General features: G+C 61.3%; 16 protein-coding genes. 8 read left to right on the top strand and 8 right to left on the bottom strand.

Annotated elements, in window-relative coordinates; all coding sequences use genetic code 11:
• The first annotated feature begins 20 nt into the window (after window positions 1-20).
• Entirely contained in the window at window positions 21-614 is a 594-nt protein-coding gene (locus J7U39_RS21190; RefSeq protein ID WP_210631753.1) for a DJ-1/PfpI family protein, read from the top strand.
• A gap of 68 nt (window positions 615-682) precedes the next feature.
• Here the strand turns inward: J7U39_RS21190 and J7U39_RS21185 are convergent, their stop codons facing one another.
• Genes J7U39_RS21185 through J7U39_RS21170 form a run of 4 tightly spaced genes read right to left on the bottom strand, consistent with a single transcriptional unit; the run spans window position 683 to window position 4,395 of the window.
• Window positions 683-1,873, bottom strand: a complete 1,191-nt coding sequence (locus J7U39_RS21185; RefSeq protein ID WP_210631752.1) for a Xaa-Pro peptidase family protein — start codon at window positions 1,871-1,873, stop codon at window positions 683-685.
• A 31-nt stretch (window positions 1,874-1,904) separates the two neighbouring features.
• Entirely contained in the window at window positions 1,905-2,318 is a 414-nt protein-coding gene (locus tag J7U39_RS21180) for a cupin domain-containing protein (protein WP_210631751.1), read from the bottom strand.
• 25 nt (window positions 2,319-2,343) lie between these two features.
• Window positions 2,344-3,186: a phosphoenolpyruvate hydrolase family protein gene (locus J7U39_RS21175; protein ID WP_210631750.1), complete on the bottom strand. Its 843-nt coding sequence runs from the start codon at window positions 3,184-3,186 to the stop codon at window positions 2,344-2,346.
• Window positions 3,187-3,198: 12 nt separating this feature from the next.
• A complete protein-coding gene (locus tag J7U39_RS21170; protein ID WP_210631749.1) occupies window positions 3,199-4,395 on the bottom strand; it encodes a Tm-1-like ATP-binding domain-containing protein in 1,197 nt (398 codons plus the stop codon).
• A gap of 98 nt (window positions 4,396-4,493) precedes the next feature.
• On the opposite strand from J7U39_RS21170, the gene J7U39_RS21165 reads away from it, so the two are divergent.
• The 7 genes from J7U39_RS21165 to J7U39_RS21135 all read left to right on the top strand — a co-directional run bounded on the left by J7U39_RS21165 (window position 4,494) and on the right by J7U39_RS21135 (window position 11,199).
• On the top strand, window positions 4,494-5,132 hold the full coding sequence (locus J7U39_RS21165) for a TetR/AcrR family transcriptional regulator (protein ID WP_210631748.1): 639 nt from the start codon (window positions 4,494-4,496) through the stop codon (window positions 5,130-5,132).
• A 351-nt stretch (window positions 5,133-5,483) separates the two neighbouring features.
• On the top strand, window positions 5,484-6,794 hold the full coding sequence (locus tag J7U39_RS21160) for an extracellular solute-binding protein (RefSeq protein ID WP_210631747.1): 1,311 nt from the start codon (window positions 5,484-5,486) through the stop codon (window positions 6,792-6,794).
• Between the two features lie 156 nt (window positions 6,795-6,950).
• On the top strand, window positions 6,951-7,856 hold the full coding sequence (locus J7U39_RS21155; protein ID WP_210631746.1) for a sugar ABC transporter permease: 906 nt from the start codon (window positions 6,951-6,953) through the stop codon (window positions 7,854-7,856).
• 1 nt (window position 7,857) lies between these two features.
• On the top strand, window positions 7,858-8,817 hold the full coding sequence (locus J7U39_RS21150) for a carbohydrate ABC transporter permease (RefSeq protein WP_003572879.1): 960 nt from the start codon (window positions 7,858-7,860) through the stop codon (window positions 8,815-8,817).
• Complete coding sequence (locus J7U39_RS21145; RefSeq protein WP_210631745.1) at window positions 8,814-9,017, top strand: hypothetical protein; 204 nt, start codon at window positions 8,814-8,816, stop codon at window positions 9,015-9,017. The genes J7U39_RS21150 and J7U39_RS21145 overlap by 4 nt, the downstream gene beginning before the upstream one ends.
• On the top strand, window positions 9,014-10,123 hold the full coding sequence (locus tag J7U39_RS21140) for an ABC transporter ATP-binding protein (protein ID WP_210631744.1): 1,110 nt from the start codon (window positions 9,014-9,016) through the stop codon (window positions 10,121-10,123). Before J7U39_RS21145 ends, J7U39_RS21140 begins: the two co-directional genes overlap by 4 nt.
• A complete protein-coding gene (locus tag J7U39_RS21135) occupies window positions 10,123-11,199 on the top strand; it encodes an ABC transporter ATP-binding protein (protein WP_210631743.1) in 1,077 nt (358 codons plus the stop codon). Before J7U39_RS21140 ends, J7U39_RS21135 begins: the two co-directional genes overlap by 1 nt.
• A gap of 66 nt (window positions 11,200-11,265) precedes the next feature.
• On the opposite strand, the gene J7U39_RS21130 is transcribed toward J7U39_RS21135, so the two are convergent.
• Genes J7U39_RS21130 through J7U39_RS21115 form a run of 4 tightly spaced genes read right to left on the bottom strand, consistent with a single transcriptional unit; the run spans window position 11,266 to window position 15,071 of the window.
• Window positions 11,266-12,240, bottom strand: coding sequence for an NAD(P)-dependent oxidoreductase (locus J7U39_RS21130; protein ID WP_210631742.1), 975 nt, complete (start codon window positions 12,238-12,240; stop codon window positions 11,266-11,268).
• A gap of 21 nt (window positions 12,241-12,261) precedes the next feature.
• Window positions 12,262-12,954 (bottom strand): FadR/GntR family transcriptional regulator, encoded by a 693-nt coding sequence (locus tag J7U39_RS21125; protein ID WP_210631741.1) that lies wholly within the window; start codon window positions 12,952-12,954, stop codon window positions 12,262-12,264.
• Between the two features lie 2 nt (window positions 12,955-12,956).
• A complete protein-coding gene (locus J7U39_RS21120) occupies window positions 12,957-14,126 on the bottom strand; it encodes a mandelate racemase/muconate lactonizing enzyme family protein (protein ID WP_210631740.1) in 1,170 nt (389 codons plus the stop codon).
• A gap of 57 nt (window positions 14,127-14,183) precedes the next feature.
• A complete protein-coding gene (locus J7U39_RS21115; protein ID WP_210631739.1) occupies window positions 14,184-15,071 on the bottom strand; it encodes a sugar phosphate isomerase/epimerase in 888 nt (295 codons plus the stop codon).
• Between the last annotated feature and the right edge of the window lie 105 nt (window positions 15,072-15,176).

The following is a 15,176-nucleotide window of genomic DNA, read 5'->3' as shown; positions in this document are numbered from 1 at the left end:
GACAACGAGGAGGAGAACCCATGGCAGGCAAGAAAATCCTGATGCTCACTGGCGATTTCACCGAGGAGTACGAAATCTTCGTCTTCCAGCAGGCGATGGAGGCGGTCGGGCACACGGTGCACGTGGTGTGTCCGGACAAGAGGGCGGGCGATATTCTCAGGACGTCGCTGCACGATTTCGAGGGAGATCAGACCTACACCGAGAAACTCGGGCACAATATCACCATCAACAAGACGTTTTCCGAAGCGGAAGACCAGCTCGATCAGTATCATGCCGTTTACTGCGCCGGCGGGCGCGGGCCCGAATATATCCGCACCGACAAACGGGTGCAGGCAATGGTGCGTCACTTCCACGAGCAGCGGAAGCCGATTTTCACCATCTGCCACGGGGTCCAGATCCTGATCGCAGTCGACGGTGTCGTTCGCGGCAAGAAGGTGGGTGCGCTCGGGGCCTGCGAACCTGAGGTCACGCTGGCGGGCGGAACCTACATCGACCTCTCGCCCACTGAAGCCTATGTCGATGGGACGATGGTCTCGGCCAAGGGTTGGACGGCGCTCGCCGCCTTCATGCGCGAATGCCTGAAGGTGCTGGGAACGGAGATCCGCCACACCTGAGACCACGGCGCCCGGACAAAATGCCCGGTAGTGAAGTCTGCCGGGCATCTGATTGTGCCGGCCTCCAGTCACACTCCGCCGCGGTTCCAGCCACGGCCACGTTCGCCGAACATTTCATAGCCCCCGTCGGTGATCGCGAGCGTATCCTCCAGCTTGATGAAACCGCGCTTCGGGTGAAGCATCGTCGTCTCGACCGAGATCACACTGCCGGCTTCCAGCGGCTTGTCGGCATCGATGCCCTCATAGGCGACGGGGTGGTTCGTCATGAGGAACGGCGCTTCGTGCGTGATGAGGCCCATGCCATGGCAGAAGAAGTCGGTGAAGCCCGCCGATGGCGAGGCCTTGAGCTCGGCTTCCGCCGCCGCGATCATTTCACTGCCCACAACCCCTGCCCTGACCTTGGCGAAGGCCGCCTGCTGTATGCTTTCGACTTCAGCCAGAAGATCCTCCAGCTCCGCATCCGGCTCGCCGAGCACACCCATGCGGCAGAGGTCGCCGATGTATCCGTGATAGTTGCCGCCGGAATCAATCGACAGGACCTCGCCCTCAGCCCAGGCCTGCGGCGAGCCCGCGCGATTGTGGCTGGCGCCGAGCGTGAGCAGGCAATATTCGAAGTGCAGTCCCCGGTTGGTTTCCTCCCTGCGCAGCTGCTCGATGATCTCCAGTTTCGTCGAGCCGGCGCGGGCGGCGGCGATTGTCGCCAGCATCGAGTCGGTAATCAGTTCGGAGGCGCGTTTGAGCTTTGCCAGTTCATCTGGCGTCTTAACCGCCCTCAGCCGCTCCAACACATGTGTGGCATCGACAAACCGCGCACTATCCAGCCGAGAGGCAAGAAGATCACGGGCGTCGGAAGGCAGAAAGGCAGGCTCGACACCGATGCGTCCGCCGGCCTTGCCGATTTTCTTCAGGTGCTCGACAGCGAGCCCGGCCGCATCCTGCGTCCCCCAGCTCGCCGTATGCACTGCGGACGTCCAGAATGGATTGTTCTGATGCTCTGCGCCCTCCATGCGGTTCCCCACATAGGCGGAGTGATCGGGCGCACCTTTCTCATAGATCACCATCGGCAGGTACCGGCTATGCCCGATCGCATCCATGGCGGCGAAGAAGATGAACTTGTATCCGCCCAGCAGATATTGCGTGTTGTGTTTGGAAGTGGCGATCAGGACGTCGATACCGGCCTCCTCCATGAGGCGGTCGAGCTTGGCCGTATCGAACGGCGCCACGGCGGCCTGCCTTGTCTGCCCTGCATTGTCGTTCATTGTCTTTCCTCCCACAAAATGGATGCCCGCCTCAGATGTCCTGCGGCAGCAGGCGGAAGTCCGGCAAATCGCGAAGCGCAAGCTCCGGCCCCGCCGGTGAGTAGACGACGAACAGGAGCATCGGCCCGCCACCGGTGTTCTTCGTCGAATGAAAGCGACTTTCGGGAATATAGATCGTGCAGCCGCTGGCGACCTTGCGCGTCACCGGATTTGCGTTCTCGTCCTCGACCATCTGCTCGCCCTCGCCGGATATTACGAAGATGATTTCCTCTGCACCCGGATGATTGTGACGTGAGTGGCCCTCGCCGCTTGGCAGTTCGACTACCCCGCCGGAAAAACGACTGGCGCCATTGACTTCGGGCGCCACGGTCAGCGACAGCTTGCCCCAGTCGAAACCGAAGGCGCTTACATCCTGCGGATAGACAAAGTAGTTGTCCTTTACCATGAAACGGCCTCCTCCATGACCTTCCTCAGACGACCGCGCCGACAGCGAGCGCCTTGAAATCTTCCGTCTGCTTGCGGATTGCCGCCTCGGCCGGCAGTCGCTCCATCGAGCTTGCGCCGTAAAAACCATGGCAGCCAGCACAACGCTCGAGAACGTAACGCGCATCCTCCGGCATGGAGATGGGACCACCGTGACAGAGCACGATGACGTCGTCGCGCACCGACCGCGCCGCCTTGGCGATCGCGGTGATCTCGTCGATGCAGTCATCGAGCGACTTGCCGGATGTGGCGCCGATCGTGCCGCCGGTCGTCACCCCCATATGCGCCACGACAATATCGGCGCCGGCGCCGGTCATGGCGATAGCCTCGCTCTCGTTGAAAACATAGGGCGTGGTCAGCAGATCGAGCCCATGGGCGGTGGCTATCATCTCGACCTCCAGATTGTAGCTCATACCCGTCTCCTCGAAACTCTGCCGCATCCTGCCGTCGAAGAGGCCAATCGTGGGGAAGTTCTGCACACCTGAAAAGCCCATCGCCTTCAGCTCGGCAAGGAAGCGCGGCATCAGCACGAAGGGGTCCGTGCCATTGACGCCGGCGAGCACCGGCGTCTTTTTCACGACCGGCAACACTTCGAGCGCCATCTCCTTCACGATCTCGTTGGCGTTGCCGTAGGCCAGCAGTCCTGCCGCCGAGCCGCGCCCCGCCATGCGGTAGCGCCCGGAATTGTAGATAATGATGAGGTCGATGCCGCCTGCCTCCTCGGCCTTGGCGGAGATGCCGGTGCCGGCACCACCGCCGACGATCGGCACGCCGGCTGCGATCATGCCGTGAAATTTTTCGAGGATGGTCTTGCGGGGTATGGCTGGCATCGATTTTGTCTCTCACGGTTTGGCAATGTCACGAAAGGCGGCGACAGCGGCTTCTGCGAAATCCGGATCGTTGATATGGAGCGGCAATCGAACAATACGTCGCGACGCCGTCGGCTTCACCGTCGCCTCGAGCGCGGCAAAAAGCGCAGCGTCGGCTTCTGGGTCGAAGAACGCACCGCCTTCAATGTCGAGGGCCGAGACACCCTTCTCGGGAATGAGGAAGCGCACGGGGCCGTGGCAAAGATTGAGCTTGTCGCCGATCCAGCGGCCGATCTCAGCGCATTCTGCCGAGGTCGTGCGCATCAAGGTGACGTTTGGATTGTGGCGGTAAAACAGCCGGCCGGCATAGCGTTCGGGGACGGTATCCGGCGCCCAGAAGTTCACCATATCAAGCGCGCCGACCGAGCCGACATAGGGCAGACCCGTGTGGGCAATCGCGTCGAAACGGTCGGAGGCGGCCGGCAAAACACCCCCGAAAAGCAGGTCGCAGACCTCGGTGGTCGTGATGTCGAGCACGCCTGAGATCAGGCCGCTGTCGGCAAGCTTCTCCATCGCGCGCCCGCCCGTTCCGGTCGCGTGGAATACCAGGCAGTCATAGTCCGGCCGGAGGCGCTCGACCATGGCGGATACGGCAGGTGTGGTCACGCCGAACATGGTGAGCCCGAGCGCCGGCTTCGATGCCGTCACCTCAGCCGGCCGGCTGGACATCGCCGTAATCGCCTGGGCAGCGTTGTGAAGGATGACCCGGCTAAGCCGGTTCAGGCCAGCCATGTCCGTGACCGAAGGCATCATCACGATGTCGGAAACATCGACATAGGGAGCAACATTGCCGGAGACGAGCGTCGATACCATGATCTTTGGCAGGCCGAGCCGCAATTGGCGCATGCCCGCAGTAATAATCGAGGTGCCCCCGCCTCCGCCGATACCGATGATGCCGGCGATGTCCTGGCGCGCCACCAGGAAGCGCGCGAAGGCAATGCCCATCGCTTCGACCGCCCTTCCGCGGTCTTCGCAGGAAAGGACGGCTCCAGCACCCTCGGGATGGCAAGCGGCAACCGTGTCAGCCGCCACGTCGACGGTGGTCCGAGGCTCACGGATGCCGACGTCGACGCGGGTAACCGCCCCGCCCGACGCCTCGATGCAAGCGGCGAGATAATCAAGCTCCTCGCCCTTCGTGTCAGCCGTGCCAACCACGTAGATCTGCTTCATTTCCCCTCCGCAACCGGGCGGGTTTCCTCCCAGCATATCCCACGTTCGGAGCAAGCGATGGCCCTTGCAAATTTGTGAGACGCGCGTATCATAAAGATATGGATGTCTCACGTCAACAGAACGAAACAGCCAGGACCGAGCGAGGCCCGCGTGCCCGCACGCGAAAACTGATGCTCGAAACAGCAACGCGGCTCATGCAGTCCGGCATTACGCCCTCGGTCAGCGAAGTGGCCGAGGCTGCTGAAGTCTCGCGGGCGACCGCCTACCGTTACTTTCCGAGCCAGGCCGCGCTCGTGCATGCCGTGGTGGATGAGGCTCTGGGACCAATACTCGGCTGGTCGTCCGACAGTCCGGATGCACGCACCCGCGTTGCCGACCTTTTGGCGACCGCGATGCCGCGGATCGACGAGTTCGAGGCCACCTTCAAGGCGGCGCTGAAACTTTCGCTGGACCAGTGGGCGCAGCGCCAGGCGGGCACGCTCGGCAACGAACCGCTATTCAAGCGCGGCCACCGTGTCGACCTGCTGAAGTGCGTGACGGCGCCCCTGCAGGGCAGCGTGCCAGCGGAGTCCCGGGAGCGCCTTGCGCAGGCGCTTTCGCTTGTCTTCGGCGTCGAGGTGCTGATCGTATTGAAGGATATCTGGGGCCTGACCTCCGAAGGCGCGCAATCTGTTGCCGAGTGGGCCGCCAAGGCGCTCGTCGACAGCGCACTACGGCAGGCGGAGGGTAGTGCATGACATCGCAGCCCGCCAACTGGTTCGACCAGATGAAGTAACATGTCCTACATCATGGCCGGGATTTGCGACAAGGAATTTGAGGCCGCCCGACAAAACTGCTTAGGTAAGCCGCGGCTACGGGAATATATCCAGAAGTCTGGAAGAAGAACCGAAGATGAAAGCTCTCCGTGGGTCGCTCTTGACGGTAATGGAGTTTGGTACTACCAGATCAGGGAATAATATTCAGGCTTGAGATCTGAAACGCGCTGGGGTCGGGGAGGACTCAAGCACGAAATCAACCCAGAAGGATCAAGAAGCCGGATCGGGAGGCCCGCGACGACGCGGGAAGGTGCATAAATGGGAGGAAACGTTATGCGCAAAACTATGACCGGTCTCGTTGCCGGTGTCGGATTGATGTGGGCCTGCGGAACGTCCGCACAGGCCCAGGAACTGACGATTTTCTGGGCCGAGTGGGACCCGGCAAATTACCTTCAGGAACTTGCAAACGAATACGAGGCTGAAACGGGCGTCAAGGTCACTGTCGAGACCACCCCATGGGCCGACTTTCAGACCAAGGCCTTCACCGAATTCAATGCAAAGGGCTCAGCCTATGACCTGGTCGTCGGCGACAGCCAGTGGATCGGGGCGGCGTCGGAAGCAGGACATTACGTCGATCTGACCGATTTTTTCACCAAGCACAATCTGACTCAGGTGATGGCTCCGGCAACGGTGAAATACTACTCCGAGTATCCGGCAAACTCGAAGAAGTACTGGTCAATTCCTGCAGAGGGTGACGCCGTCGGCTGGTCCTACCGCAAGGACTGGTTCGAAGACCCCAAGGAGATGGAGGCATTCAAGGCGAAATACGGCTACGATCTCGCCCCGCCAAAGACCTGGGCCCAGATGCGCGACATCGCCGAGTTCTTCCACCGTCCAGACCAGAAGCGCTACGGCATCGCCATCTACACCGACAATTCTTACGACGGGCTCGTCATGGGGGTCGAAAACGCGATCTTCTCGTTTGGAGGCGAACTCGGCGATTACCAGAACTACAAGGTCGACGGCATCATCAACTCGGAGAAGAACGTCAAAGCGCTCGAACTTTATCGCGAGCTCTACGGCTTTACGCCTCCAGGCTGGGCCAAGTCCTTCTTCGTCGAGAACAACCAGGCGATCACCGAAAACTTGGCCGCGATGAGCATGAATTATTTCGCCTTCTTCCCGGCTCTAGTGAATGAGGCCTCGAACCCGAATGCCAAGGTTACCGGATTCTTTGCCAATCCGGCAGGCCCGAATGGCGAGCAGTTCGCAGCACTCGGCGGACAAGGCATATCGGTCATCTCCTACTCAAAGAACCAGGAAGAGGCGATGAAATTCCTCGAATGGTTCATCAAGGACGAGACCCAGAAGCGCTGGGCTGAACTCGGTGGCTACACGGCAAGCGCCAAGGTGCTCGAATCCCCGGAATTTCAGAACGCGACGCCCTATAACAAGGCCTTCTACGAGACCATGTTCAAGGTCAAGGACTTCTGGGCAACGCCTGAATACGCCGAGCTGCTGATCCAGGCGAACCAACGCATTTACCCCTTCGTCACGGCCGGCCAAGGCACGGCGAAGGAAGCGCTCGACGCTCTGGCAGCGGACTGGAATGCGACGTTCAAGAAATACGGACGCAACAAATAGCAGACGCGATCAGCGGAGGGGCCTGGCCGCCCCTCCAGTTTCATTCTGCATCTCGCGCCCAGGGGCGCGGTTCGAGAGGGCGCGGCGCCCGGCATTCACTTCGCGCATCGTGATGCCTTCCGGCATCAGGCGCCGAACTCTCGGAGGAGGAGAGGATTGGCCACCGCAGTCATGATATCGCTGGACACGAAATCGCGTGCCGCATCCCGCGGCATGAGCGACATTCACATTCGCAATCTGTTCATCATCCCGACGATCCTGTTTCTGATCGTCTTCAACATCTTTCCGCTGATCTATTCGCTCGGCTATTCCTTCACCGACTTTCGCGCCTCGTCGAACGCACCAGCCAACTTCGTCGGCCTGCAGAACTACCGCGAACTGCTGAACGACCCGTTCATCTGGTCGAATTTCGCCATCACCGCAAAATATGTGATCGTCTCTGTTACGGGACAGGTGATCGTCGGCTTCGGCACGGCCATGTTGCTCAACCGCGATATTCCGCTGAAGGGTCTCCTGACGACACTGCTGCTACTGCCGATGATGCTATCGATGGCAGTGGTCGGTCTGTTCTGGAAGCTGCTCTACGATCCCTCGTTTGGCATCATAAACTACACGCTCGGTCTCGGCTCCTTCGAGTGGCTGTCGAATCCGGATGTGGCGCTTTATGCGGTTGCCATCACTGACATCTGGATGTGGTCGCCCTTCGTGATGCTGCTGTCGCTCGCCGGCCTTTCGGCCGTGCCAAAGCATCTCTACGAGGCAGCGGCGATCGACCGGGCAGGACCGTTCTATACCTTCTTCCGCATCACGCTGCCGCTTGTGGCGCCGATCCTGATGATCGCAATCATCTTCCGTACGATGGAAGCCTTCAAGACCTTCGACCTCGCCTACATCCTGACCAGCCAGCCGACGACTGAGGTGATCTCCATCCGGCTCTATAAAATGGCCTTCCAGGAGTGGCAGACCGGGCGCTCCTGCGCACTCGCCTACATCGTTCTCATCATGATCCTCGCCATCACCAATATCTACGTCAAGTACCTCAACAAAGTGAAGGAACGCTGAGATGGCCGCCGTTCAAACCCGCTCCGAACGCGCGCTGAACCGGGTGGCAATCGCCGCCGTACTTGTCATTACGCTGATCTTCCTGGCGCCGATCTACTGGATCACCTCGACGGCCTTCAAGCCCCGCAACCTCGCCACCACCATACCACCGACAGTGCTCTTCGAGCCGGAGCTCTCGCCTTTCGTGAAGCTCTTCACCAAGCGCTCGCAGCTGCGTGGCGTGCCGACCCCCGAAGAATATGCCGCCGCCCCCTGGTGGGAGCGGATGGTGTTCGACGGTGGTGAGAAAATCGTCCGTTCCGGCCGCGGCGAGGTGCAGCCATCCGGCTATCCGAACCGCTTCATGAACTCGCTGATCGTCGCGATCACGTCCACGGTGCTGGCAGTCGGCATGGGAACCTTCACCGCCTATGGCTTCTCGCGCTTCAGAGTGAAAGGGGAGGCCGACCTTCTCTTCTTCATCCTGTCGACGCGCATGCTGCCGCCCGTCGTCGTGGCGATCCCGATGTTCCTGATGTACCGCGCCGTCGGCCTCAACGACACGCATTGGGGGCTGATCATCCTCTACACCGCCTTCAATCTTTCCTTCTCCGTCTGGCTGATGAAGGGTTTCATCGACGAGATCCCAAAGGAATACGAGGAGGCCGCGCTCGTCGATGGCTACACGCGGATGGAGGCGTTTTTCAAGATCGTCATCCCCGAAGCGGCCACCGGCATCGCTGCGACCGCCGTCTTCTGCTTCATAACGGCCTGGAACGAATATGCGTTTGCGCTGATCATGACGAACCGGCGCGCGCAAACCGCTCCACCCTTCATTCCGAGCCAGGTCGGCTCCGGCCTGCCGGATTGGACGGTCATTGCGGCCGGTACGTTCCTGTTCCTGCTACCGGTCGCGATCTTCACGTTCCTGCTCAGGAACCATCTCCTGCGCGGCATGAGCTTCGGAGCGATCCGCAAATGACCTTGCGCGCCTTCAACCAGAAATATCTCGAACCCGGTTCGCAGTATCTGATGATCTTGGGCATTATCGCGCTCTGCCAGCCTTGGAACCTGTTCCTGCACCGCTACGGCATGACGATGACGCTGGTCGGACTGATCGCCTTCATGGTGGCGACCAAAATCCCCCGGGACGCGCAATCAGACGAAGGCAGTCAGTCATGACGCAGATCGAGCTTCGCGCCATTCAGAAATATTTCGGTGCCGTCCAGGTCATCAAAGACCTTAATCTCGCCATTGCCGATAACGAGTTCATCGTGCTGCTCGGACAATCGGGCTGCGGGAAGACGACGACATTGCGCGCCGTCGCCGGCCTGGAGACGATCGACGAAGGCGACATCCTAATCGACGGCAAGCCGGTGCAACATATCAAGGCATCCGGCCGGGACATCGCGATGGTGTTTCAATCCTTTTCGCTCTATCCGCACATGACGGTCTACGAAAACATCGCCTTCCCGCTCCGCGCCACCCGGATGAGCCGCGCCGATGTCGATAAGGCGGTCCGGGAAATCGCCGCGGTTCTGCGCATCACCGAGTTGCTGGCCCGCAAGCCTTCGGCACTGTCAGGAGGAGACATGCAACGTGTCGCAATCGGCCGCGCTCTGGTGCGACGGCCGAAGGCCATGCTGATGGACGAGCCGATCGGTGCGCTGGACGCGAAGCTGAGAGAGGAGATGCGGGCGGAAATCAAGCGTCTGCACATCAAGCAAGGTTCAACCACGATCTACGTGACGCATGACCAGGTGGAGGCCATGTCGCTCGCCGACCGCATCGTCATCATGCACGAGGGCATCCTCCAGCAGATCGGCACGCCGGAAGAGGTTTACGGTCAACCCGCCAACATGTTTGTCGCGCAGTTTGTCGGAAGCCCGGTGATGAACATGGCGCCGGCAACCGTCAGCGAAACGGGCGACCATACGCGCGTGCAGGTTGGCGACGGCGTAACGGGCTTTGAGTTCCCCGCCGCACTGGCCAACCGTCTCTCTGACGCGAAGGCCGCGAACGGCCAGCTAACACTCGGGGTTCGGCCCGAGGGCGTGATCGTTTCACGGGAAGCACGTGAGGGCTTCGTGCCGGTCGAGGCGCATATTATCGAGCCGCTCGGCTCACACGATATCGTTGACCTGAAGGTCGGCCAGCAAATGATCAGGGCGCGAACCAAAAGCGGTTTCGTACCCGGTCCAGGCGAAGCCGTCTGGGCACGCATCGACCCCGCCCAGGCTCATTTCTTCAATACGGCAACCGGTTCATCGCTCGGGATCAGACTCTGATGGCGCATATCGAACTTAAGGGCATTACCAAGACTTTCGGCAGCCACACGGCACTGAAAAACCTGAACATCGACATCGCTGACGGCGAGTTCTTCGTGCTGCTCGGGCAGACCGGCGCCGGCAAGACAACGACGCTTCGCCTGATCGCCGGGCTCGAAAAGCCCACCGCAGGCCAGATCTACATCGACGGGCACGACGTCGCCGACTGGGGCGCCGCCGAGCGGGACGTGGCCCTGGTGCTCCAGCAGTACTCGCTTTACCCGCGCTACACGGTCCGAGAGAACCTGGAATTTCCATTAAAATCCCGCATCCGCCGCATTGAGCCAGAGGAAATCAAGGAACGCGTCGCTCGGGTTGCGAAGACCCTGCGCATCGAGCATCTGCTCGACCGCAAGACGGACCGGCTGTCGGGAGGCGAGATGCAGCGCGTATCTATCGGCCGTGCCATCGTGCGCAAGCCGCGCGTGTTCCTGATGGACGAGCCGCTTTCGGCGCTCGACGCGAAGCTTCGCGAAGCACTCCGCACGGAGTTGAAGAACCTGCAGATGAACCTCGGCGCGACCTTCCTCTTCGTCACTCATGACCAGATCGAGGCCATGTCGATGGGCGACAAGATCGGCGTCCTGAACAACGGTCAACTGGTGCAGACCGGGACACCGCAGGAGATCTACCGGAATCCGGTCAACACCTTCGTCGCGCGCGCCGTTGGTTCACCGCCGATGAACCTGATCAACGGCACGCTCGCCGGCAGCGAGGCCGTGGCCAGCGAGGGCTATCGGCTGCCGTTGGGCAGCGACCACGCAATTGCGACGGACGGCCGCCCGCTCACCTTCGGCATTCGCCCGGAGGACATCTTCCTCGACAGTGGCGCGCCGGGGGAAGCACGGGTGCACGACGTGGAAAACCATGGCGTCGAAAAGATCGTGACACTGCGCACCGGCGAGAAGTTTATCCACGCGACCGTGCCGACGCAAACGGCGCTGCGGATCGAGGATACGGTTCGCTTTTCGTGGAATCCGGAGAAGGTCGTCCTGTTTGACGCCGGAAGCGGGGTCAGCCTGCGGCACGCAGGCTGACCTGATCCACCCAATACAAATGGTCTCGGTGGCGCGGCAGGCAACCAACGTTCCCGGTCGGACGGCCTATGCCGGAAAGCGCCGGCGGTAGTGTTCTACCACTTCGGGATTGCGCAAATTGACGGGCAAGTCGCCTCTGATGACGCGCAGCGCTTCGCTGGCCGCACCTGTCCCCATGCGCATCATGCTCTCTTCCGTCAGACCAGCCAGATGCGGAGTGACGATGACGTTGGCGAAGCCGAAATAGGAATGGTCGAGCGGCAATGGCTGCGTTGCAAAGACATCAAGCGCTGCTCCGCGAATTCGGCCATCGCCTAGCGCCTGGATCAGCGCCGCATCATCGATGACGGGACCGCGTGACACGTTGATCAGGATTGCTCCTGGCTTCAGCCGACCGATGCGCCCGGCATTGAGCAAGCCAGTCGTCTCCGGCGTCAACGGGCAGCAGAGCACGACGATGTCGGCCCGCTCAACAAGCTCATCGATCGCCAGGAAGCGCGCGCCATGCGGGACGCTTTCGGGCGACCGGCTCGTTGCGACCACCTCCAGGCCAAAGCCGAACTTGGCGATCTTGAAGATCGCCTTGCCGACATTGCCCATACCCACGATGCCCATAGTGCGGCCGCCGAGGTCGCTGGCCGCATCCGACTGAGCGCGGCCCGCCGCCCAGCCGTCCTGACGCAGGTCCCGGTCCATCTGGCGGAAACGCCTGAGCAGAGCCAGTGTCACCAGGAAGACGTGCTCGGCGACAGTCGACGCATTGACAGCGGGGACGTTTGCGACAAGCACGCCGGCGCGGGTCGCCGCCTCCATTGGAACCATGTCGAGGCCCGCACCATGGCGGATCGCCGCGCGAAGCGCTGGCGCATCCTCGAAGAAGGCCGGCGGGATCGGCGCGCGCACGACGACAATACCCGCGCCGCGTCCTTCTCGCAGCAAGGTTTCCGGATCGGGCGCGGAAGCTACGCGCAGATCACCCGCCCCCTCAAGCACGGCCTTGGCCGCGGGGTGCAGGGGATGTGTGGAAAAGATGAAGCTCATCGGCCTCCCCGCCGGTTACGCCTATCCGGCCGCCGTCGCTGGACCGCCGATAAGACCCTTCCAATAGCTTTCCGCACCTTGAAGATGCGCGCTCATCAGCGCCTGGGCGAGATTGCCGTCTCGGGCAAGCAGCGCTTCGTAAATGCGGATATGCTCCTCATGCGAGCGCCGGCTTCGGGCGGCATCGGCAAAATAGATAGGCAGCCGGTGTTCGCCCATGACGTAGTAGACGCTGCACACCCGATAGAAGACGCTGTTCTTGGTGGCTCGAACGATCTCCAGATGGAAATCCCGGTCTTCGCGCGCCAGCCCCTCGCCCGCGGCAAGCTTCGCCTCGGACGCAGCGAGTATATCGCGCAAGCGCTTGTAATTCTCCTCCGTCGCCCGGCCGCAGGCGAGTTCCGCGGCCTTGATCTCATGGATCTTGCGAAGCTCCACGGTCTCGTAGATCAGAATGGGGTCAAGGGGAACGCCGGCGCGGGCAAAAAGCGCCATTGCCTCCACGCTCGCCTCCGTGGTCGTCAAATAGATGCCCGACTTGGCTCGACGCTCTACGATGCGCATTGCCTCCAGGATCGCCAATGCCTCGCGAATTTGGCCCCGGCTGACGGTGAAATGTTCTGCAAGCTCGCGCTCCGATGGCGTGCGGCCGGTGTCGCTCGAGTTTGAGAAAAGATAAGCTGCGAGATCGGAGAGGAGGGAGTTTTCTTTCATCGTCACTGTCTTTGCGCGTGAGTCTCCAGGACCCTCTGATTGATCGTGAAGCCCAGGCCAGGTCGGTCCGGGATCTCTATCATACCGTCCTTTACAGACACAGCGTCCTCGACAAGATCGTGGATCATCGGATTTGCGCCGAGGGAATATTCGATGACGAAGCTTGCCGGAGAGGCCGCGCACACGTGCAGACCGGAAAAGAAGCAGGGCGCCCCAGCCCAAAGATGCGGTGCGAAACGGAGGTTGAAGGCGCTGGCGAGCGAACTGATGCGCATCGCTTCCGTAATGCCACCGCAGAAAGCCGGATCGGGCTGGAATATGTCTGCGGCCCGGAGCATCGCAAGATCTCGGAAGGCGAAACGCGTCGCCTCGCTCTCGCCGGCAGCGATCGGCACGTTCCCGGCCGCGCGCACCTCCGCCATGCCCGGCTTGTCATCGGCTATGACAGGCTCCTCGAACCAGGCGAGGTCGCAGTCCGCAACCATCTGGATAAAGCGCTTCGCTTCGCCAACAGTATATGTGCCATGCGCATCGACCATTAGATCGACGTCGGGGCCGACAGCTTTGCGAGCGGCACGCACGCGCGCTGCCGAGACATGCGGCGCACCGTCCATCGCGCCGACGCGCATCTTGACTGACTTGAAACCGCCTGCCGCGATATAGGACCGGAGCTGCTCGCCGATCCGGTCCGTGCTCTCCCAACCGCCCGAGGCATAGGCAGGCAAGCGGTCCGCCTTGCGGCCACCCAGCAGCTTCCAGACTGGGACGCCGAGCGACTTGCCGAGGATGTCCCAGAGCGCTATGTCGACCGCACTGATCGCAGCGACCGAAAGGCCGCGCCGCGCGATCTCGGGCATGGCGTGACCCGAACTCGCCGCCGTCTCGTGGCGTACACCGTTGTAGAGCATTTCCCATATGGTGAAGATGTCGCCAGGATCGCGGCCGATGAGCTTGGGCCCTACCTCGTGATTGATCATGTGCACCAGCGTGCCATAGCTGCCGGCACTGCCCGCGGCATTCTTACCTTCCCCCCAGCCCACAATGCCGTCGTTCGTCTCGATACGCAGGATCGCACTGTCGAAGGTCATCAGGCGGCCGAAGTCGCTGCGGTGCTGACGGCTCGCCTCGATGGGAATCTTGACCCACCAGGCCTCGACGCTTTTGATACGCATGTCTCTGCCCCCGCTCCTCAAGGCCCGCGGTGGGCCGCGGGAGATATCTTCCATTCGTTACTTGATCAGCGGCAGGATCGTCTCGGCGGTGATCCGCATCTGATCGTCGTAGAATTTCTCGGTGAGCAGGCTCGAGCCGTGGTCCTGGATAAATTTCAGCTGTTCCGGGGGGATGTCGACGGGGTTGCGCTCGACCATGTCCGGATATTTGGTGGCCGGCGTTCGATCAACCGGAGCGACGAATTCGTTGGTGACGGCGCCGTCGTAACCGATCTCCTTCAGCGTGCCGATGATCTTCGGCCAGTCGAGGTGGCCGAGGCCGGCGGCGAAACGATTATTATCGGCGACGTGGAAGTCGAACAGGCGTTTCCCGGCGAGCCGGATCGCCTCATAGATGTCTTCCTCTTCGATGTTCAGGTGGAAGGCATCCAGGCAGACTCCGCATTCAGGGCTGACGGCATCGGCGAGCGCCAGCGCTTGGGCGGCACGGTTGAAGAAATAGGTCTCGAAACGGTTGAGCGGCTCGACGGCAATCCGCACCCCCCTCTTTTGAGCGTGAGCAAAACACTCCCTGGTGGCGTCCACCACCCATGTCCACTCTTCCTCCTCGGTCCCATCCGGTACCACCTTGCCGACTGTTGCCGGTACGAGCGTGAGGATCTCGCCCTCGAGTTCGCTGACCATGGTGATGACGCTCTTGACATAGTCCACGGACCGGGCGCGCTGGCCCTCATCCCTGGCGGCAAGATTTCGCTCGCCGAGCGTCAGGGTAACAGCGCCCCAGCAGCGGATGCCATGCTCTTTCAGCAGCGCACGCGTCTCCTTCACGTCGTACTGTGCCGGCTCGCCGGATATCTCGATACTCTCGTAGCCATATTTTTTGATGCGTTTCAGCGTGACGGCGAGCGGTTCAGCCCGCATCCAGTTGTGCGTAGAAAGATGCATGAGGTTCCTCCTAGACTGTTGCGGCCAAGCTCGACAGCAGCTTGGCATCGAAACGTCACCTTTTGATGGCCAATCTCATTACCGGCGGCCATCTGGTTTGGCCAA

The organism is Rhizobium sp. NLR16a (assembly GCF_017948245.1).
Lineage (GTDB): Bacteria > Pseudomonadota > Alphaproteobacteria > Rhizobiales > Rhizobiaceae > Rhizobium.
The sequence above is the reverse complement of the archived record's forward strand: the minus strand, read 5'-3'. Positions and strand labels throughout refer to the sequence as shown.